Raw genomic sequence first — 25,437 nt, 5'->3', positions numbered from 1 at the left:
GGCCGTCCACACCGCCGCGACCGACAGCTGGCTGGCCGCCGGACCCCACCCTATGCCTCTTGGGAGGACGAAGGAGCTCATGGTCGGGGCGGTACTTTCGCCGCTTGGCGAGTCGGCGATCAGTGCTACTCGCCACGCGTGGCTGGAACCTTCGATACATTGTCTGTAGAGGGTGCCGCCGACCCACAACTGGCAATTCCTAACCTACTGAGAAGTGCACGGGCCTCATCTGATTCGTCGAGCATGGAGACTTCACGTGTTCCGTGGGTCCAGTGCTCGACTCGAGTATCGATGATGCGGATGCCGCCAGTCGGTGTGGGTTGCTGAACGATCAGCGATCGTGACAGAGGAGAGTCTGGTGAGGTACTGGAGTAGAAGCCCATTGCAGAGTAGTCGGCAGGGGTGACTTCGCGGGTAGTGAAGGTGTAGAGGGGACGTCGGAGTCCGTCGCGTTCGTACATCATCGAATGCGTGGTGGATTCGCACGTGATCCACCAGGTCTGTCCGCTGGCGGTGTTATGTACGGCAGTACCGTCCAGGGGGACTGGTGCGCGTGGTCCGTCTATCCCGAATCCCGTGTCCACGACATACTTGTTGTCGACTATCAGCAGCGCATGGGTCTCGGGCAGTATGTGGTCTTCGTAGCCGGGGGGTGTCGGTCGTCCGAGGACGCGGGTGAGCGTGAATCCGGAGTGTGAGAGCGCGGCTGCGAGCGCGATTGCGTGGTAGAAGCAGTCTCCGGCTCCTTGGCGGTAGGCGATCGAGTCCAGCACATCTGTTGACGAGGCAGTAGGTTGGCAGGGCACCGACACGAAGGGGATCGAGTACAGGTGCGACCTGAACCAGTTGTCCAGACTCGAGGTGTCGGAGTCGATTCGGCGTAGGTACGCCGACAGCTGGTCGTCGTTCATCGGCACCCATGACGGCTGCCAGTTCGCTGATCTAGACATTGGCTCGTTTGTTGGTAGGACAAGACGCGCTGAGGGTCCCGGTACCGCAGGACACGATTACCAGTGAAACGAACGCCATGTTCTTCGTCCAAAATCCCCAGCACACGTCCCGCGCATTTCTCAGTGATGGAAGTGTATATATGGCTCGATCCTGGAAGCTGGGGAAGAGAATCTGAGGGTGCGCCAAAGACGTCTCTATTTTGAGGTATTCGGTGTGAGCCCAGGAGAACGCGTCTTCTGCCGAAGTGCATGTTTGGGTTACAGCATTCGGCCCTCTTTTCAGCTCATCTCTCAGAATGTTCGCTGGAATTCGTGAGGTGAGGAATTCTTGCCTACCCATGATGGGGTCTCTTTTGGCTCGCTGGCTCAGTTCCCCGCCGGGGCCTGTCCATGCATAGCAATGCCAATGTGTGAGATCTCGGGGATCGATCATGCCCGTACCAGTCCGATCAGCGCCAATGTAATTGCCTCTCCTGATTGGAGCGATGTACGTCCATGAGGAAGGAATCGGCCATCGAAAATTATGACACTACCAGGTGTAGAGGATACGGATTGTACCCCGTCGCGGGTGATGAACCGCGTCTGAGAAGTCCGGTTTGAGGACGCATCGGACGGGGGATGGTGATCCAGCATAAGTAAGGCGGTGGCCTCACCGAACCGCGGTTGGTCGAGGTGGGCCCGGGAACGTGAGCCGTCGCCTGCATAGTGGGCATAGGATCCCCATCCCGACGAGACAAATTGCGTTCCAGTGCATTCCGTGAGCAGTGGACGGAGCACTTCGGTGACGGTCTCCAGCTCTGGTCCCGGCACGGGCGCGGTGTATTGGTCTTGATTTCGTGCGACGCCTTTCTTGAAGGCATTCAATGTGTTGGCCAGGAAGGAACAGCGATAGTCTTCTGAAATCGCGTTAGGAATTGTGATGAAGGGCGTGTCGAAGAGTGGGGTCGGTGTGATTATCTTGCTCACCTCGACCGCGATCTTCGCTGTAGGTCCTTCGGGATCATCGTCAATATCGAAGATTTCGTCGACCAATCTGGAAATCCGCTCATATGCGGCCTCGACATGGGTACGGCGGGCGTTGTCGCCGCGACGACCGAACTCATTATCCCCCGTATTCATCGCGGTCATTCTCCCTTCTTGTATACCGATACGAAGCGGGTGCTCGACCGGGTGAAATCTGAGCCATTGAATCCGCCGAATCTCGATACGAGATGCAAGTCGTGAAGCTCTGCCAGTAGGTCCAGTTCAGGCGGAGTGGTGTACCTCATTTTTATCGGGTACATCTGGACCCGTCCGTCCGTGGAGATTTTGACTTCCTGCATCGTTATCGTCTGCTCGTGGAAGTTGGACTGCGATGCCGAAAACATTATTCCGTCATCCGACACCGATCTGACGGCCATTCGGGGTGACCATGTCACCGATGTCGGGGATGGATACATGTTCTCGGTGACGAAGTGGCCGCCGGTCTGTAGGGCGGCTGCCACGTTCTTGATGCAACTGCGCAACTGGGCTGCTGTGGTGAGGTTCAGCAAGCTGCTGTACACGGCGTAGACGAGGTCCAGGTCTTGCCAGGGCAGCACGTCGGACATGTCCGCCTGGGTGGCGACAACGCCGGCGTCGGGGTAATTGGAGCGAAGCTTGGCGATCATCTCTGCGGAGATGTCTAGGCCGAACACCGGAACGGCGGTCGCTTCAGCGAGGGCGGCTGCGACGCGACCGGTCCCGACTCCCAGTTCGAGGATCCGTGCGCTGTTCGTTTGCGAGACCATCTTCGTCAGGAAATCCACTGGCGCGGTCACTGGTTCGTGAGCGTGCCATTCGTCGTAGACCTCTGCCCAGCCATCCCAGATGGCTTGCTGATCAACCAGCGGTTTCTGCTGCATGCTCGTCCTTCCACCTGCGTACGATCTCCTTGTCGTTGCGGGCCAGCGGTCGGCTCATCAGCGCCAGCGCAGGGATCGTCAGTACCCCGAGTCCCAGCACGGCTGTCGATATCTGAGGCGACGTCATCCCCAGCAGAAGCCCTCCGAACATCCTGCTGACCGGGGCGGTCGCAAGGCCCAAAGCTACTTGCGCCGAGAACAAGGCGGTGAAGTCTGCGCGGTCGAGGACCATTCCTGTCGCGGCGACCCACGCGACAGAGAGGTTCTCCAGAACTGCACCGCCGAGAACCCCGAGAGCCAAGCACACCACGATTGGTGTTCCGGCTGCGATGGCGAGCGGTAGAGCAGCGGCCGCGCCCGAGACAACCAAGGCCGGTACCAGCCGCGGTGCGACCGACGCTCGTGCGGTGTACACGCCAGCGAGTGCCGCGCCCACCAGTGGAGCTGCTGCGATGATCAACCAGATCTCGGCCTGTCCTAGCGATTGGTATACCGCTGGGCCGTTGATCTGGATCGCCGCCCCCCAACACAGCTGGAAGAACACCTCTAGCGCTGCAGAAAGGAGAAGCCAGCGAGTCTGTGCGAGCAGCGCGAGTCCTTGGGGGATCGTTCCGGTCTGCTGTGGTCGGGGGCCGCCTGCGGTCGTGGACCTGACGCGGGTGCCCACGCAGTACACCGCGAACGCTGCGGCTTTGAACGCCGCGTCGACCCAAAGAAGGGCCAGCGGGCTGGAGACGCGCATGGCGAGGCTTCCGGCCAGCAGGCCCGCGACAATAGCGACATTGCGAACGGTCCTGAGTTTGCCGATCGCACTACGAATTTCCGCTGACGACACCACAGCCTTGATCTGTGATGCCGCGGCCGGCGCGGTTGGTGCAAGCGCTGCGCAGGACACCGCGGAGGCTGCTACCCCCGCCAGCATGAGGTCGTTTGCGAAGGACCACCACGCAGCCATCTGGCACAGCGCACCGCCCAGCGCTGTGTACTGCAGCGTGTGTAGGGCGCCGAATGTACGGACAGCACGGGGAGCGAGGAGAGTGCCGCAGAAGGTGGCTGCGGCACACGCGGCAAGAGCGACGCCGACTGTCTCGTAGCTCGGTGCCCGCGCGATCAGCACGTACGTCAACGCGATGGTCGACACGTACCCCGTGCAGGAGATCGCTGCTTGCCCCAGGTAGACAGCCCTGAGTCCACTCTCATCACTCGACATCGGCCGGTGGTTCTCCTTCGAAATGACTGTGGCGGGTGGGCAACTGGTCGTCGCGAAGCCGGGGGCGACCGCAGGCCATGATAAATGTCGGAAACTGATTGTCCGGATCTATATCGAGTGCTTCGGTCAGCAGCGTGTCGCAGAATGCGCCCGTCATCGACGCGCCCATACCGAGAGCTGTCGCGTTCATCGAGAACAACTGCGCGACACAACCAGAATTCTGATAGAGAACCCGCATCGCCCGGGGGTGAGGGTACTTCCAGTGCAACCTACGAACGTCAGAGGTCAGGAAAGTCACGAACGCCGCGTTGTGTGTGATGTCCTGATAATAGATCAGCTCATCGAGTTGTTCTTCGGCGATCACTTTCGAGTGAGGTCGAAGTGCATGCAGCAAATCGTCGTACTCATACATTCCCTCGGGAATACCTGTTACCTTTCGGACGAGGAAGTACGGCACCACGTCCTGGCGGGCGCCTCCACTTGCGGCTCCTCGCAACTGTAGAGTGCCCATCTCTTTCGCATAGGAGAACCAAAACGGGCCGAAAGTCTTCTGCAGTAGCATCGAGAATGTCGAAATGCTCAAAGTGTCGGAGCGAAAGCTGCGATGTGTGCGCCTGCTCTCGACGACCCGGAAATACGGCTCTGTTTCGGCTGGAGTCAGGCGCGGCAGGAAGAGTTCGTCGCCGGTCACTGTCGTCGTCGTGGGCGAAGGAGGGGGTTTGCGTTGCGCGAGATCTTCGAAGTACTGCGTGAGCTGCTGCCCAGAGTTCTTGGTCGGAGAGATGAAGGGAGCGTCCTTGGTTGCGGTATGGAACGCCCACGCCGCATTTCCCCATACCTTCCACACCTCCGGTATGTCCGTCTGGTTGACAGCTTCGTCAGTCAGGTCGAATTTGCGAAGATACTCCATCAACGGCTGGCGGGAACCATCTGACGCGTTCATGTCGCGGGCCAGTAGTGTAAGCGCTTCGTCGCGAATGGCTGCACGCTGCTTCGAGTGCGGACTACTGAGTACGGCCAGCCCCTCTGTGAAAGTGATTGTGACAGGATATTTGAGTTTTAGAATGTCTGGTCCCTCCCCGGAGAGAAAGGCTTCCGGCGACCCCGGGAGCGCCGGAAGCCCGCCTGCCTACTCGGCTAGACCTCGGCTGCGGGGACCTGGTCGAAACAGAGGAGCGCGGTGCCCTCCTGCGGCAGTTCCATGACCAGGTCGGAGATCATTTCGGACAGGTTCTGCGTGGACTCCATTTGGAGATCCCCCTTTTTATTTCCGGCGACAAGGAGGCTGCGCCGCCCCCTGGTCAGGGAGCCTTGTTGCCCCCGTCGTCAGTTAAGCACAACAAGTTTCACGAGGCAACGACATTACCTTCGGGGAATCCAGCGACGCATTTGATCATTGATTGGTTTCACTGCAGAAGGAAATGTGATATAGATCACTCTCTATGTTGTGGTGGTGGATAAACTAATCGTTAGCTTCGGGAGCGCTGCTGCCCATTCGGTGCGGCCGTGATTCCCGACGCGCGTGGCAGCAGAGCCATGTATCGGAATACGTTCTCGCCATGCCCACTGCCGCTGACCAGCTTCGACGTCAGACAGCAGCCGACCCCGTGGACGGTGAACGCTGCGCTCAGCTCCCATCGCCGGACCGCTACCAGCTAGGTTTGCGTGCAAACCTCGGAGCTCACAGCTGACCTTCTAGGGCCGGACCTCCGCGCGGCCGCCACCGAACTCGATGGAACCGATTGCCGCGCTGCGACGTCAAACTCTGCACCGCGTGCTCACATACACGACCCGATCGGGCCGATAACGCCGCCGGCGGGCTGGCCACTTCGAAGGCCTTCCGCAAAACTCTGTCCTGATCGGACGGAATGGCGAAGGTTCGGACCGACAGGCGCGACTTGCGAACGTGCCGAGCTATGCGCTGCCGTGTCACATCCGACATAGACTGATCTTGTTCGACACCAGACCCGACACCGGGTCGGTCGAGGAGAAGCGTCTGAGCAGCCCGGCGAGCTGATCGTCGCTCGTACCGTCCAACTGCGTATCCCGCTGTCGATCGAGCAGCGGCGCACCGGCCCATGCGGAGGCCGCCGACTCCAGCATCGACGAACTGGTCTCCGAATGAGTAACCGTCGAGGCTGCCACCGACGACACATCAGCCGACACGAGATTCTCGCGTTGATCGCCCACCGGCGGGTGGAGGGCGTTCAAATCGGTCGCGCCAACCGCTTCGATCATGGTCTGCTCTCGAGGGTGGGTGCTCGGGCGCTGCGGATGTGGCAGCGCCCGAACCACCAAGCACTCGGCTCGTATCGAGCACGTGGGCTTACTGACGATGATTGCTATCGATGTGGCGCCCGCGCCAGGCTCGGTAGCACAGCGCGGTGGTTGCGCCTGCCGCTGCCAGGACTGCGGACGGGGTGTTGCTGAGGGCGACGATCGCGACCACGGCTGTGAGGATCAGCGTCAGCGCCGCCAGGTCGAGCATCGTAGTGGCCCTGGAGGTGGCCCGGCGCTGGTCGATCGGCATGAGGAAGTCCTTTCCGGTTCGTGTACTCACCGGATCTATTAGGGCTGGCGGTGCGTGATCCCCCAACATGGTGGTGCTCGCGCACTTTTCGGCTGCGTGGGGGATGGAGTTCGAGCCGTCCTATAACCCCCAACGACCGGTGCGCGATCTGTGCCCCGGCGGAAGTAGCTACCGGTGCTCAAGCGGGGAGTGGCGTGCGCGTGAGGAGGAAACATGGGTACATCGAGCTCACAGGCTGTACCCCAGCATCAAGGTGATCTCGGCCCATTCGAAGAACACCAACGCGACCACGAGGGGAATCGGGATTTCACGAGTCAGCCTCCCGGACCGGTAGAGCAGGCCGCCGGAGCGCAGGCTGCTGCCGAGCGGAAGTTATTCGCGCTGCTTCGCGCGCAAGGTGTCCAAGGACCGGTCTGGGAGACGGTGATCGTCGCGCTGTCCGAGTACGCCACTCAGGTTCTGGATCCGTGGATCTGGAGCGGGGAGATCTACAGCAAGCTCGAAGAAAAGACGATCGGCTTGAAGGTCGGTACCACCGAGCGGGCAGTGCTGACCGTGAACCGGGAATACAGACAAGAGATCATCGCCCACACCGTGGTCGGCGCGCTGACGAAGTTTCGGGAGTCCATGCGTGCGGGAAGGGGCTGGGACCCCTGTCACGGAGCGCAGCTACGGACCTACTTCGTCACTGCCTGCCTCTTCGAATTTCCACGCGTCCTCGAGGGAGATTTGCGGTGGCGGCGCACCAATCAGCCCGTCCCCGCCGAGTACAACGACATCAACGAGCTTTTGGAGACGGGCAGACCGGGAATGTTCCGGCCGCCTGCCGACCCCATCGCGGCAGCCACCGATCGGTTGATGATCACTGACTATCTCGCGACATTGACAGCACCTGACCAGATCATCGTCCGGGCGGTCGCTGATGGCTACACCCACGCCGAGATCGCAAACCTTTTCCCGAGCCTCGAGCTGACCCCCAAGGCGGTCGAACGCCGCCTACATCGAGTCCGCCGAGACGCTCGTCTAGTCCTGAGGAGCGAGCGATGAACCAACACGACCTCACCACTGCGGCAGGTCTAACGGCCTACGCCCAGGCCCTGATCGAACAGTCCTCGCTCGGGGAACAAGAGCCTCGACTGTTACGGCGCCGGGCTGCTCGCCACCAGATCGACCGAATCCGCGAACTGCTCGACCAGCAACCCCAGGACACTGATACAGAGTTCGCGACGGAGGAGCGTGCCGGTTCCGAGCGTCAGAGTTCGACGCCGCGTCCCGGCGGCGGCTCAGCACTGCCCGCATCCGCTGATCTTGTCGAGCACCCTGTCTCACCGGGGGCACTCGAATCGCTGATCACGCAGATCGCGACCGAACTCACGGCCGTAGACCACGCCACCATGGTGCCCGCCACGGAACGCGTCCTCGCCCGTCTGATCGAGCAATTGGATTTCGAATTCGGTTACCTGCGGCGCATCGACCGCGATCGTCGTGCGACCGTGCTGGTGGCCGAGTGGCCGCATCGATCAGCACCGGATCCGGATCCGCTCAACGTCGTGTACTTCGATCAGCCCTACTCTCCATTCCATGCGGTCGAGAACGTGACCGAGCCGACTATCATCCACGCCGACTCCTACGCCGATCAGCAGGTGACCACCGCCGTGGTGCCGCTGATCGCGCGAGGTGAGTCGGTCGGCTTCCTGGGTTTCCTCACGCACGGCGCCTGGGCCTGGAGCGACCAGCAACTGGCCGCGCTCATGGTGATCGCCTCACTTCTGGCCCAACTGCAAGCACGGATCGACGCCGAAACAACGACGCAGTACGTCACCATGCACGACGACCTCACCGGTCTGCCCAACCATCACGCCCTGTGGAGACACATGGAGCAGCGGCTACGGCCCGGCCGGCCTGGACCGGTTGCAACACTCTGCGTGGGCTTGGACAGGTTGAAAACAGTCAACAACCACCTCGGGCGCACGGCTGGCGACAACGTCCTGCGTGTCATCGCAGGACGGCTGAAGGAAACTCTGGAGCGCAGTGACATGATCGCCCGGTTCGACGGCGACGAGTTCGTCATCGTGCCGGCGAAGCCTATGGACACTTGTACCGCCGAATTCATCGCGTCAGGACTCCGGCAAGCACTGGCCGGCGGGATCACCGTCAATGGTCGATCCATCGGCTGCGGAGTCAGTGTCGGTGTCGCCGTCGGTATCCCCGGTGAGGTCGCCGCAGACGTGCTGCGCCGAGCTGATCAGGCGCTGCGGGCAGCAAGAACACAGGACGGCAATGGAGTCGCTGTCTTCACCGACAACATCTTCATGCAGTTCGACCTCCGCGACGACGTGGCGCTCAACCTGCCCAGCGCGGTCTCCGACGACTCCCTGGTCTTGCACTACCAGCCCGAAGTCGACCTGCGCACCGGCCGCGTGCTCGCCGTGGAGGCGTTGGTGCGCTGGCAGCATCCCACACGCGGCCTACTGGCACCGGACACGTTCGTCGGCATCGCAGAAGCAACCAACCTCGCTAGTGACCTCGGTGATTGGGTGATCCGTACCGCCTGCGCCCAGTTCGCCGACTGGCGCCGTCGTCGGCTCGCCGCGGACGTGGTAATGCGAATCAATGTCTCCCCGAGGCAGCTGATCGGCGCGAACTTCGTGGAAAAGGTAGAGACCGCGCTACTCCGGTACGGCATTCCAGGCAACTCGGTGTGCTTCGAGATCACCGAAAACGTGGCCGTTCAGGACCTGCCCCGCACTCAGATGACTTTGGAGGCACTCACCCGCCTGAGGGTGCAGATCGCGATCGACGACTTCGGCACCGGATACAACACCCTGTCGCACCTGAAGTCACTGCGCGTGAACACGGTCAAGATCGACCGCAGCTTCGTCAGGATTCTCAACCAAAGCATCGACAACCGCGCCATCGTCGAGTCCATCATCGGACTGGGCCAGGCGTTCGACCTCGAAGTCGTAGCAGAAGGAGTCGAAACCGCCGCGGCCGCACGCACACTGCTCGGGCTGGGGTGCCACCGCGCCCAAGGCTTCCTCATCGCACACCCCCTGCCTGCCGATGAGGTCGAGGCTCACTTGGCTGCCGGGGAGATTCCACTCAGCCTCGAGCGATCCCATGAGGCAATTTCCTGTGGCAGAACGACACCTGACCGCTGGAGTGGCCCGAGCTCGCGGACGCGGACGCCGGGGACCGGCTTCACCGGACCTGCAACGCCATAGGCACGTGGCGGGTTCAACTGGGTCTGAACCCATTCCAGGAGCGTTTCTGTCTCGTCGGCCCTGGATGCGGTAGCCATAAGTTCGAGCAGCGAGGTGAGCAGGCAATCCGCGCGGATCAGAGGTCGTTCAGCGACGTGCCGGTGACAGTAACCGTGCCGGCCGGTCCACGCCGTGGTCGGCGTGCCCCCGGGGCGGGAGGACTCCAGGTAAACTCTGCCGCGCCAGCGAAGCCGGACACGGTAGCGGATACACGTTGCTGTGCGAACGCCCGATCTATCGCGCGTGGAAGCGGGCCGTTCTCGGTCCAACAGCCCTCCAACCGGACCTGCACCGCGGAGTCGAGCAAGTCACCGGCCTCGAACAGCGGCGCAACCAGATTCGCGAAATTCGAATCATCGATCAGTTCACGACTCGGATGCGCGGGTGATCCGGCCACGGCGATGAGGAAATCGCCGTTGGCGCCGGCGCCGTGGCCCGCGAAGGCGAGCGTCGCGACCCGTCGGTGCGTCGCGGAAAGCTGTTGTGCTATCTGCCGAAGCTGTGCCTGCGCGTCGGCGACGCTCGACGCCGCGATGATGTAATCGGCGCCCGCGGTCTGTGCGCGCAAGCGGAACATCTCCGTCATCGTCCTCGGGCGCGAAGGATCTCGTCGTGCGGTCCCTCGGAACCCCGGGGACACCTGGTCACCAGCCGTGATGATGTAGATACTGACCCCTCGACGTTCGGATGCCGAAGGCCCGTGCGGAGCTTGCGCCCCCGCGTCGGCCGCCGGCGCCGACGGCCGATGCTGTTGGCGCTGGAGGTCGAATTCGTTTTGCCGCAGAAGATTTGCGACGGCGATGTTACCGGCAGAGCGTTGTAGCGCCAGCATGAGCACCTGTTCCGGATCAGCTCGGCGTTCGCTCCCTCGGGTCGCAGGTCGCGCCGGTCGCTGCTCGTGTTCCCGCACCTGTTCAGGCTACGTCGCACCGCGGCCGATGGTCGCGCATCGTTAATTCCGGCCTGTGAACGGCAAGTGCCGTTGCGTCCTAGAACCGCCGCCGGTCCCGATCGCGTCGAGTCGCACGTCCCTTACCTGCGTAAACGCGGAAAACCTGGGATCGGTAGGGCGCGAATCGTTCCTACCTTTTTCTCATCGGCCCCACACGAAGGGCCGGGGAAACAGGACCAGGGGCGCCGCCCCGCGAACGACAAGGACAGACCATGAACACCACTTCGCTCCGCATCGCCGCCGCCGCTTTCGCCGCCACCGCCGCCGTGGGCGTGCTCACCGGGTGCGGTGACAGCAAGGGCAGCTCCCCGGCCGCGCCCGCGCCGTCCTCGGCGCAGCCCGGCCCGGCCGCCCCGGCGGGCAAGTCGATCGCCTCGGTCGACGGCAAGGTCTTCGACGCGAAGTTCACCACCACCTGCGCCAAGCAGGGCGGCACCCTGGCGCTCGCGCTGACCGACACCGAGAACGCCGCCTACGGCAACCTCTCGGTGAGCGCGACCATCACCGATGCGAACACCGTGCAGGCGGTCGGGATCGCGGGCAGCAAGGGCGGCGACAACGGCCTGCCCTACGCGGTCGGCTTCGGCAACGGCATGCCGGGCGGCTCCGCGACCGTCGTCAAGGACGGCAACACCTACAAGGTCACCGGCGAGGGTGTGAGCGCCCCCGACCTGACCAACCCGCTGGCCGGACCGAAGACGTCGAAGTTCGACATCACCTTCGCCTGCTCGTCCATCGTCGGCGCCTGATCGCCGCATGTCCCCCGATCCGCCCCCGTCATCCCGGCCGAACCGCCGGGATGACGGGGCGCGGCGAATCCCGAAACTTCGCACCGAAAAGGAAATGTCATGAACAAGATCCGTCTCGCCACCCTCGCCATCGCCGCCGCGGCGATCGGCCTCTATGTCTACCGCGCCGTAACCTACGTCCCCACCAGCGAATGGGAGCCCTCCGGAATGGGCTGGCTCGGCATCGAGATGGCGCTGCCGATTCTCGCGGTCACCCTGGTCGTCATGGTCTTCGCCTTCACGGGGGAAGGCATCATGAGCGCATTGACCGGCCGCAACAGCGCGGAGTTCCGTGCAGGCCTCACCGGCCTCGGCACGGTCCGCTCGGTGCGGCAGACCGGCGTCACCGTCAACGACCAGCCGCAGGTGCGCATCGAGTTCAGCGTCGAAGGCGCGGACGGCAAGATCTTCCACTCCTCCGCGAAGATGATCGTGCCGTTCACCGAACTGGCCCTGCTGCGCGCCGGGGTGGTGCTTCCGGTGCGCTACCTGCCCGGCCGGACCGACAAGGTCGAGGTCGACCTGTCCGGTGACGCGAACGCCGCGCAGCACGCGATGAACGAGTCCCTCATCCGCAAGGGCATGACCACCCGCCACAAGCTCGACATCGCCGAGCGCGGCATCGCCACCCAGGCGGTGGTGCAGTCGCTGTCGGTCACCGGCACGATCCGCGAGGGGCACTCCGAGGTCGAACTCGGCCTGGTGGTCACCCGGCCGGACGGATCCTCCTTCACCACCCGGGTGACGAAGTTCCTCGCACCCGCCAGCGTCGGCCAAGTGCAGGTGGGCCGCGTGCTGCGGGCGCACTACCTGCCCGAGAACGAGAGCGAGGTCGTCATCGCCCTTCCGGTCAACGCCTGATGGGCGAGCCGGACGCGGACGAGATCCGCGCCGGGCCGATCGGAAACGAGGCAGCCACCTGGACAGCCGAATGCCGCGTCGATTCGAGATCATCGAGTCGGCGCGGCATTCGTCGTTCCCAGGTCCGGTGGCCCGGCAATCTGAGGGTTACCTAATTGGGCGGCTGTTCACTTTGTCGTCTATTCGGGATGGTCCGGATGGTTTACCGTGCGGCCGTCGGCCCAACCCAGGAGTCACCGTGAGTCTGCAGCCACTCCCCCTTTTCGTTCAGCACGACGGACAGTCGTCGCGCGCCGCCGTCACCTGTGCGTACAAGTGCGCGAACGCGTGCTTCCACGAAGCGCCGAACACCTCCGCGGGCGCCTACTTCGGTGACATCGTCAGCTCGCTGAACCGGCGCGGGTTGATCAAGGGTGGCGCCGCCGCCGTGCTCGCGGTCGGCGCGGGCAGCGTGCTCGCGGCCTGCGGTGACGACAGCGAACCGGCCGCCGCGGTGTCGCCCGCGGGCCCGCCCGGAACCGGCACCGATTTCACCGCCGTGGCGCCCAATAAGGAAGACGCCGTGGTGATCCCGGACGGCTACGAGCAGTCCGTCGTGATCCGCTGGGGCGATCCGCTGTTCCCGGACGCGCCCGCGTTCGATTTCGACAAGCAGACCGCCGCCGCCCAGGCGAAGCAGTTCGGCTACAACAACGATTTCGCCGCGCTGCTGCCGATCGAAGGCCAGGCCAACAAATACCTGCTCGTGGTCAATCACGAGTACACCACCAGCCCGCACATGTTCCGGGGCTACAACAAGGACGCGCCGACCGACGAGCAGCTCGCGATCACCATGGCCGCCCACGGCTTGACCGTCGTCGAGGTTCACGGTGAACCCGGCTCGGGCAAGCTGGTCCCCGCCTTCGGCAAGTACAACCGCAGGATCACCGCGACCACCGAGTTCCAGCTGACCGGTCCCGCCGCGGGCAGCGACTTCGTGAAGACTTCGGCCGACCCCACCGGCACGAAAGTGCTCGGCACCATTGCCAATTGCGCCGGTGGCGTCACGCCATGGGGCACGGTTCTTTCCGGCGAGGAGAACTTCAACGGCTACTTCGCCAACGGCGACAAGGTGACCGACCCGGCCGCCGCCGCCCGGATCAAGCGCTACGGGTTCCCCACCGGCAAGACCGCCAACCAGTGGGAGCGCGCGGACAAACGTTTCGACCTGGCCCAGGAACCCAACGAGGCCAACCGGTTCGGCTACGTGGTGGAGGTCGACCCGTGGGATCCGAACTCGACGCCGATCAAGCACTCCGCGATGGGGCGGCTGAAGCACGAGGGCGCCAACATCTACGTCACGAAGAACGGTGACGTCGTCTCCTACACCGGTGACGACGAGAAGTTCGACTACATGTACAAGTTCGTGTCCTCGCGCAAGATCCAGCCGGGCACCGGCGCGGCCAGCATGCGGCACAACCTGACAATCCTGGACGCGGGCACCCTGTACGTCGCCAAGCTCACCGGCGATCATCCGGACAAGATCGACGGCACCGGCGCGAAGCCGTCGGACAAGGGCTTCACCGGCACCGGCCAGTGGATCCCGCTGCTGGAAACCGGCGCGGACGGCAAGGGAAAGTCGCTGGTCGAGGGCATGAGCGCGGAAGAGGTCGCGGTCTTCACCCGCTCGGCCGCCGACAAGGTGGGCGCCACCAAGATGGACCGCCCGGAGGACTTCGAGGCCAACCCCTACACCGGCAAGGTGTACGTGGCGCTGACCAACAACGACAACCGCGGCGCGGAGGGCAAGCAGGGCCCGGACGAGGCGAACCCGCGCAAGCTCAACAAGAACGGCCAGGTCCTGGAGATCGACGACAACCACACCGGCACCACGTTCACCTGGTCGCTGCTGCTGGTCTGCGGCGATCCCGCCGCGGCGGACACCTACTTCGCCGGATACGACAAGTCCAAGGTCAGCCCGATCTCCTGCCCGGACAACCTGGCTTTCGACCCGTACGGCAACCTGTGGATCTCCACCGACGGCAACGCGCTGAAGTCGAACGACGGCTTGTTCTCGGTGGTGCTCGACGGCCCGAATCGGGGCCAGACCAAACAGTTCCTCACTGTTCCCCGTGGGGCGGAGACCTGCGGCCCTGTGGTCACCGAGTCCCGCGTCCTGGTATGCGTGCAGCACCCCGGCGAGGCCGACGACGCCACTCCCGACAACCCGTTGTCGCACTGGCCCGACGGCGGCACGTCGCAGCCGCGCGCGTCGGTCGTGGCGGTGTGGAAGAAGGCCGGCGGCCGCATCGGGGCCTGAGACCACAGCCGCGGCGCCCCACCGGCCCCCTGCAACCACGGCCGACCATCCTCCGCGGCTCTTCCCGCGGGTGGAGCCGCTACTCGACTGGGCGGGTAGCGGCTCCACTCCTGTGGCGGGTGGTCAGCCACTGCCGGTGACGCCGCTCATGTTCGCGTACCGGGCGAAATCGCCTTGGGCGCCGCTGTATACGTTGAGGTCGACGCGGCCCGCTATGCCGGGGATGCTGCCGCTGTCGGTGGTCTGCCAGAACGTCCAGGCGGGCCAGCCGCCCGGGACCTCGGGTTGAGCGTTGCCGCGGTAGTCGGCGATCCACAGGGGGTACTCGGAGAACTCGCTGGTGTCCGCCATAGCCGTGCGCCAGAAGTTGGGATAGGTGTAGACGATCGGGACGCGGCCGGTGAGCGCCCGCACGGTGGTCAGGTAGCGGCGGGTCCAGTCGATCAGGGCCGCCGGGGCCAGACCGCCGGAGTCCTCCAAGTCCAGGACCGGCGGCAGGTCGAGCGGTCCGTTCTGTCCCAGCACCACCGCCGCGTACATCGCGGCCTGCGGTTCGGGCGGCAGGTTGGGACGGGCGTAGTGGTAGGTGCCGCGTGCCAGACCGGCCGCGCGCATCAGCAGGCTGTCGGGCACGAAGTACGGGTTGACGTAGCTGAGCCCCTCGGTGGCCTTGACCATGGCGAAGTGGTGGCCGGAACGCTTGACCGCGAACCAGTCGATCGGGCTGCCGCCGGTGTGCTGCCAGGAGGAGACATCCGGGCCGGTCGGCGTGGCGGCCGCGGGCAGCGCGATGACGAGGGTGCCGGACAGCGTGATCAGTGACAGCGCCGCGGCGCGGCGGATGGTCGACCTCCAGGTGTCCATGCCGGACGACGATAGCCATTTGCTCTAGTTGTTACCAGTGTGACCAATGGGGTGTGTCCGCGGGTGCTCACCCCAGCCAATCCAGGACCGACGCCGCCGTCCACGACTGCTGCATGCTGCCGAGCGGCTCGCCCGTGAACGGCTCGTAGTACTCGGCGAAGCTGCCGTCGCTGGCCTGGCGCAAGCCCTCGGCGCGCAGCATGAACGAGCGCTCCGCCCAGCCGCGCCTGGCGAAGACCCAGGAGAACAACCAGCTCATCACCGGCCACACCGGCCCGCGCCAGTACTCCCGGGAACGGAAGTCCTTGGACACCGGAGAGGTCGAGGGCGGCAGCGCGTAGCGCAGATCCGGATGCCCGCAGAAGCGCGGACCCTCGAACAACCGCAGCAAGCCGCGCTCGGCGTCGCGGGGCAGTCCACCGCACAGCAGCGGCGCGAACATCGAGAGCGTCTCGGTGTTGATCCAGCGCTGCAACCGCACGTCGAAGTCGCGGGCCGCACCGGTCCGGGGGTCGGCCGTCGCGACGACGCCAGCGCGGAAGCGGTCGGCCCACGCGTAGAGATCGCGCACGTCGGCGAGGGGCTGCTTGTACTCCTCGCCGATATTGGCCAGTACCTCGCAGGCCAGCGCGAAGATGCCGGTGACGAAAACGTCCTCGACGGCGAAACTCATGGTCGAGGCCAGCTGGTAGTCGTCGTAGCCCGCCCGGCGCATCTGCTCGACCAGCCACAGGTAACGGTCGTACTCGCGGTCGGTGGGGCGCTGGCTCGGGTCGGCGACCACCAGCACGTCCTCGCGGCGGTAGGGCGGCAGGTCGCCGGGGATGACGTGCTCGTAGGCGCGGTCCCAGCGCGGCGAGTTGTCCATCCCGGACTCCCAGCCGTGGTACAGCGTGATGCGGCCGGTCTCCTTGGGATCGCGCGCGTGCGCCAGCCAGCGGTGCCAGCGCACCAGATCCGGCCAGCGCCGGTTCAGGAACTCCTCGGCCACCGCCCTGGTGCTGCGGCCGTGCCTGCGCGAGTGGTCCAAGATCCGCTGCACCGCGATGGCGTGCACCGGCGGCTGGGTGATCCCCGAGGTGTCCGGGCCGTCCGGCGCGTCGGCGGCCAGCTTGCGGCACTCCCAGCGGGCCGGGCCGGGGAAGTAGCCGTCCACGCCGTTGGCGAAGACGATGTGCGGAATCATGCCGTTCTTCCACTGCGCCGAGAGCAGGGTGTCCAGCTCGATCACCGCGCGCTCCACGCTCAGCGGCGCCAGCCCCACCGCGACGAATGCCGCGTCCCAGCTCCACATGTGCGGGTACAGCCGCGGCGCCGCGCTGGTCATCGTGCCCAGGTCGTTGCCGCGCAGCAGGTAGGCAGCGCGGGCCGCGAGCTGGGTCGGAGTGAAGCCCGGATGTGCCATCCCCCTATTCTGCGATGTCACCCGCAGATATGCCCGCTCAGCGGAGTCTGTTTCGTCCCCATCCCATCGGCCCGTGGCCGGTTCGTGTTCGGCGGTTCTCACTCTCGAATGCCCCGTCCGTGATTCGCTGCTCGAGATTCTCGGTCGATTTAGCCTGCTTCGCCAGTCATTCGTCCAGTGCTATCGGTTTTTACGCCTTACTCACACAGCCGGTTACGGTGGGGCCATGACTTCGGCCGCGATCCCCAAACCGACCGCGTTGATCACCGGCGCCAGCCGCGGCCTCGGCGCCGCGATCGCTCGCGAGCTCGCACCCACGCACGACCTGCTGCTCGGCGCGCGCTCGACGGATTCGCTGCGCGGCATGCTGGCGGAACTGCCCGACGCGCAGGGCTGGCCGGTCGAGTTGACCGATTACGCCGCGGTCGCCGCGGCGGTCGCGCCGATCCGGAGCCTGAACGTGCTGGTGCACAACGCGGGCATCGCCGATCTCGGCACCATCGCGGGGTCCACCGTCGAGCAATGGCGGAAAACGTTGGAAGCCAATCTGATCGCGGTCGCCGAACTCACCAGGTTGCTGCTGCCCGCGCTGCGCGCGGGCGAGGGCCACGTGGTGCTGATCAACTCGGGGGCGGGGCTGCGCGCGAACGCAGGCTGGGCCTCCTACGCGGCGAGCAAGTTCGGGCTGCGCGCCTTCGGTGACGCGCTGCGGCTGGAGGAGCCGCGGTTGCGGGTGACTTCGATCCATCCGGGGCGTATCGACACGGATATGCAGCGGGAGATCATCGCGGGGGAGGGGCGCGAGTACCGGGCCGAGGAGTTCCTCACTCCCGAGACGGTTGCTTCCACCGTGCGTTGCGCCATCGATACCCCACGCGACGCGCATCCCACCGAGATCGTGCTCCGGCCGTACTGATCACCGGCACCACATGCCCGCGCGAGCTGCTCGCCGTGGGCGGGTGGACCGGCAGTTCGGTGCGGAGGCGGCTTCCGCGCGCGCGTGCTCGACGCGCTGGGCGGCGTGCGAGGTCTGCTCACCGTCGCGGCCGGCCGTCGCCCGACGCGAGTCCGGGTTCCCATCGAGCCCGCCGCTTCCCGACGCGGAGGTTCGAGCGGACGAACGGATCGGGTGCGGACGAGCGCCGAATGCCGACCCGGTCACCGCGGGCGCGTCGCTCACGGTGACCGGAACGCCTCAGGCGACGATATTGACCAGGCGACCGGGCACCACGATCAGCTTGCGCGGCGGGGCCCCGTTCAGCAGCGCGGCGATCTTCTCGTCCGCCAGCGCGGCCGACTCGATCGCGGTGTTGTCGGCGTCCGCGGGCACCTGAATCCGGCTGCGCACCTTGCCGTTCACCTGGATCGGGTACTCCACCGACTCGTCCACCAGCAGCGCGGGATCGGCGACCGGGAACGGGCCGTGCGCCAGCGACGCGGTGTGGCCGAGCCGCTCCCACAGCTCCTCGGCGATGTGCGGGGCCAGCGGCGCCAGCATCAGCACCAGCGGCTCCACCACCGAGCGCGGCGCGCCGTCGGGGTAGCTCTTGGTCAAATGGTTGGTCAGCTCGATCAGCTTGGCGCCCGCGGTGTTGTCGCGCAGCGCGGCGAAATCCTCGTCCACGCCCGCGATCGTCTTGTGCAGCAGGCGCAGCGTCTCCTCGCTCGGCGCGGCGTCGGTGACCCGCAGCGCGCCGGTCTCCTCGTGCACCACCAGGCGCCAGGCCCGTTGCAGGAACCGGTGCGCGCCGACGACGTCCTTGGTTGCCCACGGCCGCGAAGTGTCCAGCGGACCCATCGCCATCTCGTAGAAGCGGAAGGTGTCCGCGCCGTACAGATCGCACATCTCGTCCGGCGAGATGGCGTTCTTCAGCGACTTCCCGATCTTGCCGTACTCCTGGAACACCGGGATCTCGGTGCCGGTGGCATCCGTCCAGAAGAACTCACCGTCGCGTTCCACCACCTCGGCGGCGGGCACGTACGTGCCGCGCTCGTCGGTGTAGGCGTGCGCCTGGATGTAGCCCTGGTTGAACAGCCGCCGGTACGGCTCGCTGGCGGACACCTCACCCAGGTCGAAGAGCACCTTCTGCCAGAAGCGGGCATACAGCAGGTGCAGCACCGCGTGCTCGACGCCGCCGACGTACAGGTCGACGCCGCCCGGATCGTTCTCCCCGCCGACCTCGGTGCGCGGGCCCAGCCAGTACGCCTCGTTCTCTTTGGCGCAGAACGTCTCCGCGTTGGTGGGGTCGGCGTAGCGCAGCTCGTACCAGGAACTGCCCGCCCACTGCGGCATGACGTTGGTGTCGCGGCGGTAGCGCTTCGGCCCGTCACCCAGGTCCAGTTCGACTTCCACCCAGTCGGTGGCCTTGGCCAGCGGCGGAGAAGGCTCGGAATCCGCGTCGTCGGGATCGAAGGTGACCGGGGCGAAGTCGTCCAGCTCCGGGAGCGACACCGGCAGCATGGACTCCGGCAGGGCGTGCGGAGCGCCGTGCTCGTCGTACACGATCGGGAACGGCTCGCCCCAGTAGCGCTGGCGCGCGAACAACCAGTCGCGCAGCTTGTACTGAATGGTGCCCTTACCGTGGCCGTCGGTTTCGAGCCTGGCGATCATCGCCGCCTTGGCCTCCTCGACGGACAGGCCGTCGAGGTAATCGGAGTTCACCAGCGCGCCCTCGCCGGCATGGGCGCCCTTGTCCAGGTCGCCGCCGCTGATCACCTCGATGATCGGCAGACCGAGGGCGGAGGCGAACTCCCAGTCGCGATGGTCGTGCCCCGGCACGGCCATGATCGCGCCGGTGCCGTAGCCGCTGAGCACGTAGTCGGCGATGAAGATCGGCACGGCCTTGCCGTTGGCCGGGTTGATCGCGTAGCTGCCCAGGAAGACGCCGGTCTTCTCCTTGTTCTCCTGGCGCTCCAGATCGGACTTGGCCGCGATCGACTTGCGGTAGGCGGCCACGGCGTCGGCCGGTGTGGCGGCGCCCTCGTTGGTCCACCGCTGGTCGGTGCCCGCAGGCCAGGCGGCCGCTGTCAGCTTGTCGACCAGCTCGTGTTCGGGGGCCAGCACCACGTAGGTGGCGCCGAACAGGGTGTCGGGCCGGGTGGTGAAGACCTCGATCTGCTCGCCGTCGGCATCGAACTTCACCTGCGCGCCGCGGGATCGCCCGATCCAGTTGCGCTGCATGGCCTTCACGTTCTCCGGCCAGTCCAACCGGTCCAAGTCGTCGACCAGCCGATCGGAGTAGGCGGTGATGCGCATCATCCACTGGCGCAGCCGCTTACGGAACACCGGGAAGTTGCCGCGCTCGCTACGGCCCTCAGCGGTGACTTCTTCGTTGGCCAGCACGGTGCCCAGGCCGGGGCACCAATTGACCATCGAATCGGTCTGGTACACCAGGCGATGGGAGTCCAGCAGCGCGCCGCGCTCGGCGGACGACATCGTGTCCCAGGACTTGCCGTCCGGGACCGGCCGTGCGCCGGAAGCGAATTCGGCCGCCAGCTCGGCGATCGGGCGGGCCCGGTTCAGTTCCGTGTCGTACCACGCGTTGTAGATCCGCAGGAAGATCCACTGCGTCCAGCGGTAGTACTCCGGATCGGTGGTCGCGAACGACCGGCGGCGGTCGTGGCCGAGACCGAGGCGGTCCAGCTGGCGCTGCATCGTGGCGATGTTCGACTCGGTGGTGTCGCGCGGGTGCGCGCCGGTCTGCACCGCGTACTGCTCGGCGGGCAGGCCGAAGGCGTCGTAGCCCAGGGCGTGCAGCACGTTGCGGCCGTGCATCCGGTGGTAGCGCGCGAAGACGTCCGTGGCGATGTAGCCGAGCGGATGCCCCACGTGCAGGCCCGCGCCCGACGGGTACGGGAACATGTCCTGGATGAACAACTTGTCGGCCGGGGTGGGGCCCGCCAGCGGCCCGACCGGGTTCGGCGCATGGAAGGTTCCGCGCTCGTCCCACGTCCGCTGCCACCGGCGCTCGATGCGGCCGGCAAGCTCCGCGTTGTACCGATGCTCTGGTACATCGCTTTCGGTTGCGCGTGTGTCTTGCACGGTCCTGCCTTCTTGTGGTCGCCGATCCCCGACAAACTTCGTCTATCAGGGTAGAACGTCCCCGCCGCAGGACCGAAAATCGGGCTGGCCTGGACTTTGATCCCGGTTCGCCGACGGCCCGCCCGTCGGGGGCCGCGCGGCGCCGATGCGCTAGCCTGCATGAGTGTTCGTCGTCGCTCTCGTCCTGTTCGTGCTGGCTGTCGTGGCCGTCACAACCGGCGCACTCGGGCTGACCGGCCGGTTGCCCCGCAATCGTTTCTTCGGGGTCCACACCGAGGCCGCGCTCGCCACCGACGACACGTTCCGCGTCGCCAACCGGGTCGCCGCGCCCACGTCGATCGCGGCAGGCGCGCTGCTGTTCGCAGGCGGTCTGGTCGCGTTAGCGGCCAGCGGTATCGCCGCGCTCGTGGTCGCCGCCGGGGCCGCCGTGGTCGCGCTGTTCACCCTCGGCGCGGGCGCGAACGCCGCCGCGCAGGCCGCCGAGGCCATCGCCCCGCCGCCCGCGACCGGCGGTTGCGGCAGCTCCTGCGGTGCGTGCTCGCTGCGCGACGCCTGCCAGCCCGCGAGCTGAGGTCGGTGCGCGTCACCGTGCTCGCGCGCACTCCGGTGGCGGGATGCTGCGGGACAGCGGGCTGTCGACCGGTGTGACGTAGAGCACGCACAGCAGTACCGGCGCTGTTCCGAGATTGCGCGCCACGTGCGGGTGACGCGGCCCGCTCGGTTCCCGGAAGACTCGCCATCGCCGGTAGGTGACCGGCGCGCAGTCCGCGCCGGGATGATCGAGGGTTCCCCGGGCGACCAGGACGAACAGTGTGCCGTCGTGGTAGTGCCACCCGCTGCCGCCGCCCGGCTCGATGATCGTCTGGCGCAGGATGAACGCCCATCGTCCCACCGCGAACCGGAACAGCACCCGACTCGCGGTGCCGTGCGCAGGCGCCGCGTTCACCTCGAATTCGCGCCACATCCCTCGATCGAACCACCTCGGCGCGGGCCGGCCCAAGGTCCCCGGATCTCCGCATATGACTTGGGCGGTGCGGTCGAGACGCGACTGCGCCCTGGCGGTCACGGGGTGTGCGTCAGAAGCGCTTCCAGGACCGCATGGTCGGCGGAGGGATCGCCCACGGCGATCCGGGCGCTGCCGTCCGGGTAGGACTTCGCGGCGATGCCCGCCCGCCGCAGGACGGTGGTGGTGCCGGGGCCCGGCACGTACAGGAAATTGGCGCGGCTCTGCGGTATCGCGAACCCGCGAGCCACCAGTGCGGCACGGAGCGCGTCGCGCTCCTCGGTGATGCGGAGGGTCCGGGCGGCGAGTTCGGGTTCGGCGGCGTAGGAGGCGGCGACCGCGGCCACCGCCGCCGCGCCCAGCCCGAAGGGCAGTTGCAGCTTGCCGACGCGCGCGATCAGTTCGGCCCTGCCGAAGGCGTAGCCGATCCGCAGCCCGGCCAAGCCGTACGCCTTCGAGAAGGTACGCAGGACGAGCAAGTTCGGGTGCCGAGCGATCAATGCCAGCGGGTCGACGTACTCGGCGGCGCCGAGAAATTCGACGTATGCCTCATCGAGGATCACCGGAACCCGGGTGGGCACGTCGGAGAGGAACGTTTTCAGCTCGTCGGCCGGTATGACCGTTCCGGTGGGATTGTGCGGACGGCACACCACGACCATGGCGGTGCGCCGGTCGACGGCGCGGCGCATCGCCCGCAGATCCTGGTTGCCCGCCGCGTCCAGCGGTACCGGCACGGCTTCGACGCCGGTCATCTCGGCCATGATCGGATACCCGTCGAAGGTGGGCGCGCCGTAGACGATCTCCGATCCCGGCGTGGCCAGCGTCTGCATGATCTGCAGCGCCACGCCGGTCGCCCCCGAGCCGACCACCACCTGATCCGCCCGCACACCCACGTGCCGGGCGATCAGCGACGGCAGCCGGCGCGGCAGGAACTCCGGATACCGGTTGGCGTGCGCCAGCGTCATGTGCACCGCCCGCAGCACCGAAGGCAACGGCGGGAACGGATTCTCGCTCAGCGTGAGGTCGAACCGCGGCGGGACCCGGGCCGCCCGGTGCCGGCGAGACGGCCTGGTGCCGTCGACGAGCACACTCATCGAGCGGCTCCCCAGCGAACGGCGGCCGCGCCCGCGAAGTCGCCCGCGTGCGCGAAGGCCGCCATCAGGACCAGCGATCCGTTGGGCAGCCGTCCCGCCCGGTTCTCCACGTCCAGGGTCACCGGGATACCGGCGGCGAACAGATTCCCGCAGGAGTCGAAGGTGTCGGGATGCCGCTGCTGCGGCAGCTCCAGCGCGTCGCGCCAGTTGCGCAGGAACAGCCGGTTCGGCTGGTTGGTGACGAACGTGTCGACGTCGCGTCCCCGCACGCCGATCCGATCGCACACCGCGAGGGCCACTTCCGGAACCAACCGGTTGCCGCGGGAGAACACCTTGGCGACCTTGGACTCGGTGAAGCTGACGCACGCCTGGCCCTCGCCCGGCTCCCAGTACTTGCGCTCGCCGTGGGTGGAGAACTCCATGTCGCCGGCGAATTCGGGATAGGTGCGGGTTTCGATGTCGAGAATCGGCGCGCTGTCGTCCTTGCGGAGCAGTCCTACCCCGCACCCGTCGCCGGGCACCGGCGCCTGGGCCAGCTTGCGGATCTCGGTCTGGGTGAACACCGGTCCCGCGCAGTTCTGGGTGGCCGCGATCAGCGCGGTGCGGGCGGAGGTGGTCTGCAGAACCATGCGGGCCATCGCCATCATGTGCACGAACGCCGCGCACCCGCTGTTGTGCACGTCGTAGACGAACGAGGGACGGATGCCGAGCCGTCGCGCCACCTCGGGCCCGGAGCCGAGCACCGGATTGTCCGGCAGCTGGGTGTGCGTGATCAGTACGTCGACCTCGGCGATGGCATCGGCGCCGTGGCGTTCGATCAACGGCGCGACGGCGCGTTCGACCATGTCCACCGCGGTCTCCCCGCGTGCCACGTGGTGGCGGCCCTTGGGCGCGCGGAACATGACGTTCTTCGCCATCCGGTCCGAGCGGGCGAACTGGGTGAAGTACTCGGTGCCGACCGGTTCGCCGGGTAGGTAGCCGGCCACGTCGACGAGGCTGACCGGCGGCAGGCCGGAGGTGTTCTGATGCATGGCGGGTCTCACTTCATCCAGTCGGGCTTGACGGGCAGGCCGTGCGCGGCCCGGTACTCGCAGATGGCCTTGAGGTTGTCCATCTCCAGTTGGTGACCCGCCGAGAACATCTCCCAGAAGTCGCCGACCCACTCCGGCCGCTGCGGCGGCGCGGTCTCGGGGAAAGGGTTCTCGTCGTAGAACGGGTGCTTGCAATTCACCCAGAGCACCACCGAACCCGGCTTGTCGAACACGACCTGCGCGTCGACCACGCGCAGCAGGTAGATCATCCACAGGTGCTTCGCCTGATCCCACGCGCAGTGGTAGTCGACCGTCATCGCGTCGGGGTTGGTGACGGTGCGGGTGTAGATCTTGGTCTCCGCGCCGAGCCGGTCGTAGGCCGACCAGAGTCCGGGTTCGTCGGTCTCGGTGAACTCGCGCAGGCCGTAGGTCCACTCCTCCATCGAGCGGGGGTCGGCGAGGTATTCGTAGACTTCGCGCGGCGGCGCGTCGATGTACCCCTGCACCGGACAGTATTCGCCGTAGATCTGGTCGTGCGGATATACCGACCGCAGCATGTCCACGATGATCGGCTCGGTCGCGTCCTTGTCGGAGTTCTCGATGCGGAGCACACCCGGCAACGAGCCTTCCGGAATGTCGCTGAGGGCGGGGAGGGAACTGGTGGTCATGCTGGTACTCCTCTTGGCAGGCATGGGCGCGGCACCGTTGCCGGCGAAGCGGGCGTTCATCAGGGGTTCCGGGATTGCTCGATGGTGGTCAGGAATGGCAGGAACGGGGGAATCTCGTCGGGGTCGCAGTCGATCGAGACGAACGACGGCCCCTCGGTTTCCAGGCAGCGCCGCAGCGCCGCGGCCAGTTCGGCGGCGGTGTGCACCGAGAACGCGGGCAGGCCGGGGAACATCGCGGCCACGCCCGCGCCCAGATATGCCGGACGGAATCTGTTGAAGCTGTAGCGATCCCGGTAGTACAACTGCTCCCTGGTCAGGCACATGGCGTGCGCGTTGTTGTTCAGCACGACGAAGGTGACCGGCAAGGCGTGCTCGATCGCGGTGTGCAGCTCCAAGCCGTGCATGTAGAACGCGCCGTCACCGGCGATCACCACCGTGCGCCGCACGCCGTCCGGTTTCGCGTGCCGCGCGAACGCGGACCCGATCCCCGCGCCGAACGCGCGGACGTGCGCGTCGAGCTGGCTCGACACCGAGCCGGTGTCCAGCGCGAAGGCCGCGCTCAGCAGTGCTTCGCGCCGACCGAGCGTTGGCGCG

At 66.1% G+C, this 25,437-nt stretch carries 23 protein-coding genes; 7 read left to right on the top strand and 16 right to left on the bottom strand.

The window, feature by feature from the left end; translation table 11 throughout:
* Positions 1-125 precede the first annotated feature (125 nt).
* The 7 genes from HOV91_RS12575 to HOV91_RS12545 all read right to left on the bottom strand — a co-directional run bounded on the left by HOV91_RS12575 (position 126) and on the right by HOV91_RS12545 (position 6,603).
* Positions 126-911 (bottom strand): arylamine N-acetyltransferase family protein, encoded by a 786-nt coding sequence (locus HOV91_RS12575; RefSeq protein WP_174185555.1) that lies wholly within the window; start codon positions 909-911, stop codon positions 126-128.
* 468 nt (positions 912-1,379) lie between these two features.
* Positions 1,380-2,078 carry a hypothetical protein gene (locus tag HOV91_RS12570; protein ID WP_174185554.1) on the bottom strand — a complete coding sequence of 233 codons (699 nt, stop codon included), beginning with the start codon at positions 2,076-2,078 and terminating at the stop codon, positions 1,380-1,382.
* The gene (locus HOV91_RS12565; RefSeq protein ID WP_174185553.1) at positions 2,075-2,833 is read right to left on the bottom strand and encodes a class I SAM-dependent methyltransferase; all 759 of its coding nucleotides are present in this window, start codon (positions 2,831-2,833) and stop codon (positions 2,075-2,077) included. Before HOV91_RS12565 ends, HOV91_RS12570 begins: the two co-directional genes overlap by 4 nt.
* Positions 2,811-4,043 carry an MFS transporter gene (locus HOV91_RS12560; RefSeq protein WP_174185552.1) on the bottom strand — a complete coding sequence of 411 codons (1,233 nt, stop codon included), beginning with the start codon at positions 4,041-4,043 and terminating at the stop codon, positions 2,811-2,813. Before HOV91_RS12560 ends, HOV91_RS12565 begins: the two co-directional genes overlap by 23 nt.
* Complete coding sequence (locus HOV91_RS12555) at positions 4,033-4,986, bottom strand: SagB/ThcOx family dehydrogenase (RefSeq protein WP_174185551.1); 954 nt, start codon at positions 4,984-4,986, stop codon at positions 4,033-4,035. Before HOV91_RS12555 ends, HOV91_RS12560 begins: the two co-directional genes overlap by 11 nt.
* Before the next feature lie 986 nt (positions 4,987-5,972).
* Positions 5,973-6,281, bottom strand: coding sequence for a hypothetical protein (locus tag HOV91_RS12550; RefSeq protein WP_174185550.1), 309 nt, complete (start codon positions 6,279-6,281; stop codon positions 5,973-5,975).
* An 88-nt stretch (positions 6,282-6,369) separates the two neighbouring features.
* The gene (locus HOV91_RS12545) at positions 6,370-6,603 is read right to left on the bottom strand and encodes a hypothetical protein (protein WP_174185549.1); all 234 of its coding nucleotides are present in this window, start codon (positions 6,601-6,603) and stop codon (positions 6,370-6,372) included.
* Positions 6,604-6,786: 183 nt separating this feature from the next.
* Here HOV91_RS12545 and HOV91_RS12540 point away from each other — a divergent pair, with 183 nt between their 5' ends.
* Together HOV91_RS12540 and HOV91_RS12535 are read left to right on the top strand one after the other, a co-directional pair.
* On the top strand, positions 6,787-7,620 hold the full coding sequence (locus HOV91_RS12540) for an RNA polymerase sigma factor (protein ID WP_174185548.1): 834 nt from the start codon (positions 6,787-6,789) through the stop codon (positions 7,618-7,620).
* Positions 7,617-9,797, top strand: a complete 2,181-nt coding sequence (locus tag HOV91_RS12535; protein ID WP_246350026.1) for a putative bifunctional diguanylate cyclase/phosphodiesterase — start codon at positions 7,617-7,619, stop codon at positions 9,795-9,797. Before HOV91_RS12540 ends, HOV91_RS12535 begins: the two co-directional genes overlap by 4 nt.
* 115 nt (positions 9,798-9,912) lie before the next feature.
* On the opposite strand, the gene HOV91_RS12530 is transcribed toward HOV91_RS12535, so the two are convergent.
* Entirely contained in the window at positions 9,913-10,422 is a 510-nt protein-coding gene (locus HOV91_RS12530) for a hypothetical protein (RefSeq protein ID WP_174185547.1), read from the bottom strand.
* 578 nt (positions 10,423-11,000) lie between these two features.
* On the opposite strand from HOV91_RS12530, the gene HOV91_RS12525 reads away from it, so the two are divergent.
* From HOV91_RS12525 to HOV91_RS12515, 3 genes are all read left to right on the top strand, one after another.
* On the top strand, positions 11,001-11,537 hold the full coding sequence (locus tag HOV91_RS12525; RefSeq protein WP_174185546.1) for a lipoprotein LpqH: 537 nt from the start codon (positions 11,001-11,003) through the stop codon (positions 11,535-11,537).
* A 99-nt stretch (positions 11,538-11,636) separates the two neighbouring features.
* Positions 11,637-12,437: a hypothetical protein gene (locus HOV91_RS12520; protein WP_174185545.1), complete on the top strand. Its 801-nt coding sequence runs from the start codon at positions 11,637-11,639 to the stop codon at positions 12,435-12,437.
* A 238-nt stretch (positions 12,438-12,675) separates the two neighbouring features.
* Positions 12,676-14,736, top strand: coding sequence for a PhoX family protein (locus HOV91_RS12515; protein ID WP_174185544.1), 2,061 nt, complete (start codon positions 12,676-12,678; stop codon positions 14,734-14,736).
* Positions 14,737-14,859: 123 nt separating this feature from the next.
* Here HOV91_RS12515 and HOV91_RS12510 read toward each other — a convergent pair whose 3' ends face one another.
* Complete coding sequence (locus HOV91_RS12510) at positions 14,860-15,600, bottom strand: glycoside hydrolase family 25 protein (RefSeq protein ID WP_174185543.1); 741 nt, start codon at positions 15,598-15,600, stop codon at positions 14,860-14,862.
* A gap of 67 nt (positions 15,601-15,667) precedes the next feature.
* Complete coding sequence (ggh, locus tag HOV91_RS12505; RefSeq protein ID WP_174185542.1) at positions 15,668-17,005, bottom strand: glucosylglycerate hydrolase; 1,338 nt, start codon at positions 17,003-17,005, stop codon at positions 15,668-15,670.
* A 226-nt stretch (positions 17,006-17,231) separates the two neighbouring features.
* On the opposite strand from ggh, the gene HOV91_RS12500 reads away from it, so the two are divergent.
* Positions 17,232-17,921: an SDR family oxidoreductase gene (locus HOV91_RS12500; RefSeq protein ID WP_174185541.1), complete on the top strand. Its 690-nt coding sequence runs from the start codon at positions 17,232-17,234 to the stop codon at positions 17,919-17,921.
* Positions 17,922-18,200: 279 nt separating this feature from the next.
* On the opposite strand, the gene leuS is transcribed toward HOV91_RS12500, so the two are convergent.
* Positions 18,201-21,047, bottom strand: a complete 2,847-nt coding sequence (gene leuS, locus HOV91_RS12495) for a leucine--tRNA ligase (RefSeq protein WP_174185540.1) — start codon at positions 21,045-21,047, stop codon at positions 18,201-18,203.
* Positions 21,048-21,210: 163 nt separating this feature from the next.
* On the opposite strand from leuS, the gene HOV91_RS12490 reads away from it, so the two are divergent.
* Positions 21,211-21,618, top strand: a complete 408-nt coding sequence (locus tag HOV91_RS12490) for an SdpI family protein (RefSeq protein WP_174185539.1) — start codon at positions 21,211-21,213, stop codon at positions 21,616-21,618.
* Between the two features lie 12 nt (positions 21,619-21,630).
* Here HOV91_RS12490 and HOV91_RS12485 read toward each other — a convergent pair whose 3' ends face one another.
* The 5 genes from HOV91_RS12485 to HOV91_RS12465 all read right to left on the bottom strand — a co-directional run.
* Positions 21,631-22,011, bottom strand: a complete 381-nt coding sequence (locus HOV91_RS12485) for a cupin domain-containing protein (RefSeq protein ID WP_174185538.1) — start codon at positions 22,009-22,011, stop codon at positions 21,631-21,633.
* A gap of 98 nt (positions 22,012-22,109) precedes the next feature.
* Entirely contained in the window at positions 22,110-23,144 is a 1,035-nt protein-coding gene (locus tag HOV91_RS12480; protein ID WP_174185537.1) for an aminotransferase class I/II-fold pyridoxal phosphate-dependent enzyme, read from the bottom strand.
* Positions 23,141-24,175 carry a 3-oxoacyl-ACP synthase III family protein gene (locus HOV91_RS12475; RefSeq protein WP_174185536.1) on the bottom strand — a complete coding sequence of 345 codons (1,035 nt, stop codon included), beginning with the start codon at positions 24,173-24,175 and terminating at the stop codon, positions 23,141-23,143. The genes HOV91_RS12480 and HOV91_RS12475 overlap by 4 nt, the downstream gene beginning before the upstream one ends.
* A gap of 8 nt (positions 24,176-24,183) precedes the next feature.
* Positions 24,184-24,843, bottom strand: a complete 660-nt coding sequence (locus tag HOV91_RS12470) for an SRPBCC family protein (RefSeq protein WP_174185535.1) — start codon at positions 24,841-24,843, stop codon at positions 24,184-24,186.
* A 59-nt stretch (positions 24,844-24,902) separates the two neighbouring features.
* The coding region (locus HOV91_RS12465; RefSeq protein WP_246350025.1) for a thiamine pyrophosphate-dependent enzyme at positions 24,903-25,437 on the bottom strand (535 nt) is incomplete at its 5' end.

The sequence above is a fragment of the Nocardia barduliensis genome (genome assembly GCF_013315795.1).
In the GTDB taxonomy this organism is placed as follows: Bacteria; Actinomycetota; Actinomycetes; order Mycobacteriales; family Mycobacteriaceae; genus Nocardia; species Nocardia barduliensis.
Note: the sequence above shows the minus strand (reverse complement) of the source record. Positions and strands in the feature narration are given on the sequence as shown.

Coding starts and splice junctions, on each gene's coding strand:
- HOV91_RS12575 (WP_174185555.1), bottom strand. CDS start 911: ATGAACGACGACCAGCTGTCGGCGTACCTACGCCGAATCGACTCCGAC.
- HOV91_RS12570 (WP_174185554.1), bottom strand. CDS start 2,078: ATGACCGCGATGAATACGGGGGATAATGAGTTCGGTCGTCGCGGCGAC.
- HOV91_RS12565 (WP_174185553.1), bottom strand. CDS start 2,833: ATGCAGCAGAAACCGCTGGTTGATCAGCAAGCCATCTGGGATGGCTGG.
- HOV91_RS12560 (WP_174185552.1), bottom strand. CDS start 4,043: ATGTCGAGTGATGAGAGTGGACTCAGGGCTGTCTACCTGGGGCAAGCA.
- HOV91_RS12555 (WP_174185551.1), bottom strand. CDS start 4,986: ATGAACGCGTCAGATGGTTCCCGCCAGCCGTTGATGGAGTATCTTCGC.
- HOV91_RS12550 (WP_174185550.1), bottom strand. CDS start 6,281: ATGATCGAAGCGGTTGGCGCGACCGATTTGAACGCCCTCCACCCGCCG.
- HOV91_RS12540 (WP_174185548.1), top strand. CDS start 6,787: ATGGGTACATCGAGCTCACAGGCTGTACCCCAGCATCAAGGTGATCTC.
- HOV91_RS12535 (WP_246350026.1), top strand. CDS start 7,617: ATGAACCAACACGACCTCACCACTGCGGCAGGTCTAACGGCCTACGCC.
- HOV91_RS12530 (WP_174185547.1), bottom strand. CDS start 10,422: ATGACGGAGATGTTCCGCTTGCGCGCACAGACCGCGGGCGCCGATTAC.
- HOV91_RS12525 (WP_174185546.1), top strand. CDS start 11,001: ATGAACACCACTTCGCTCCGCATCGCCGCCGCCGCTTTCGCCGCCACC.
- HOV91_RS12520 (WP_174185545.1), top strand. CDS start 11,637: ATGAACAAGATCCGTCTCGCCACCCTCGCCATCGCCGCCGCGGCGATC.
- HOV91_RS12510 (WP_174185543.1), bottom strand. CDS start 15,600: ATGGACACCTGGAGGTCGACCATCCGCCGCGCCGCGGCGCTGTCACTG.
- ggh (WP_174185542.1), bottom strand. CDS start 17,005: ATGGCACATCCGGGCTTCACTCCGACCCAGCTCGCGGCCCGCGCTGCC.
- HOV91_RS12500 (WP_174185541.1), top strand. CDS start 17,232: ATGACTTCGGCCGCGATCCCCAAACCGACCGCGTTGATCACCGGCGCC.
- HOV91_RS12485 (WP_174185538.1), bottom strand. CDS start 22,011: ATGTGGCGCGAATTCGAGGTGAACGCGGCGCCTGCGCACGGCACCGCG.
- HOV91_RS12480 (WP_174185537.1), bottom strand. CDS start 23,144: ATGAGTGTGCTCGTCGACGGCACCAGGCCGTCTCGCCGGCACCGGGCG.
- HOV91_RS12475 (WP_174185536.1), bottom strand. CDS start 24,175: ATGCATCAGAACACCTCCGGCCTGCCGCCGGTCAGCCTCGTCGACGTG.
- HOV91_RS12470 (WP_174185535.1), bottom strand. CDS start 24,843: ATGACCACCAGTTCCCTCCCCGCCCTCAGCGACATTCCGGAAGGCTCG.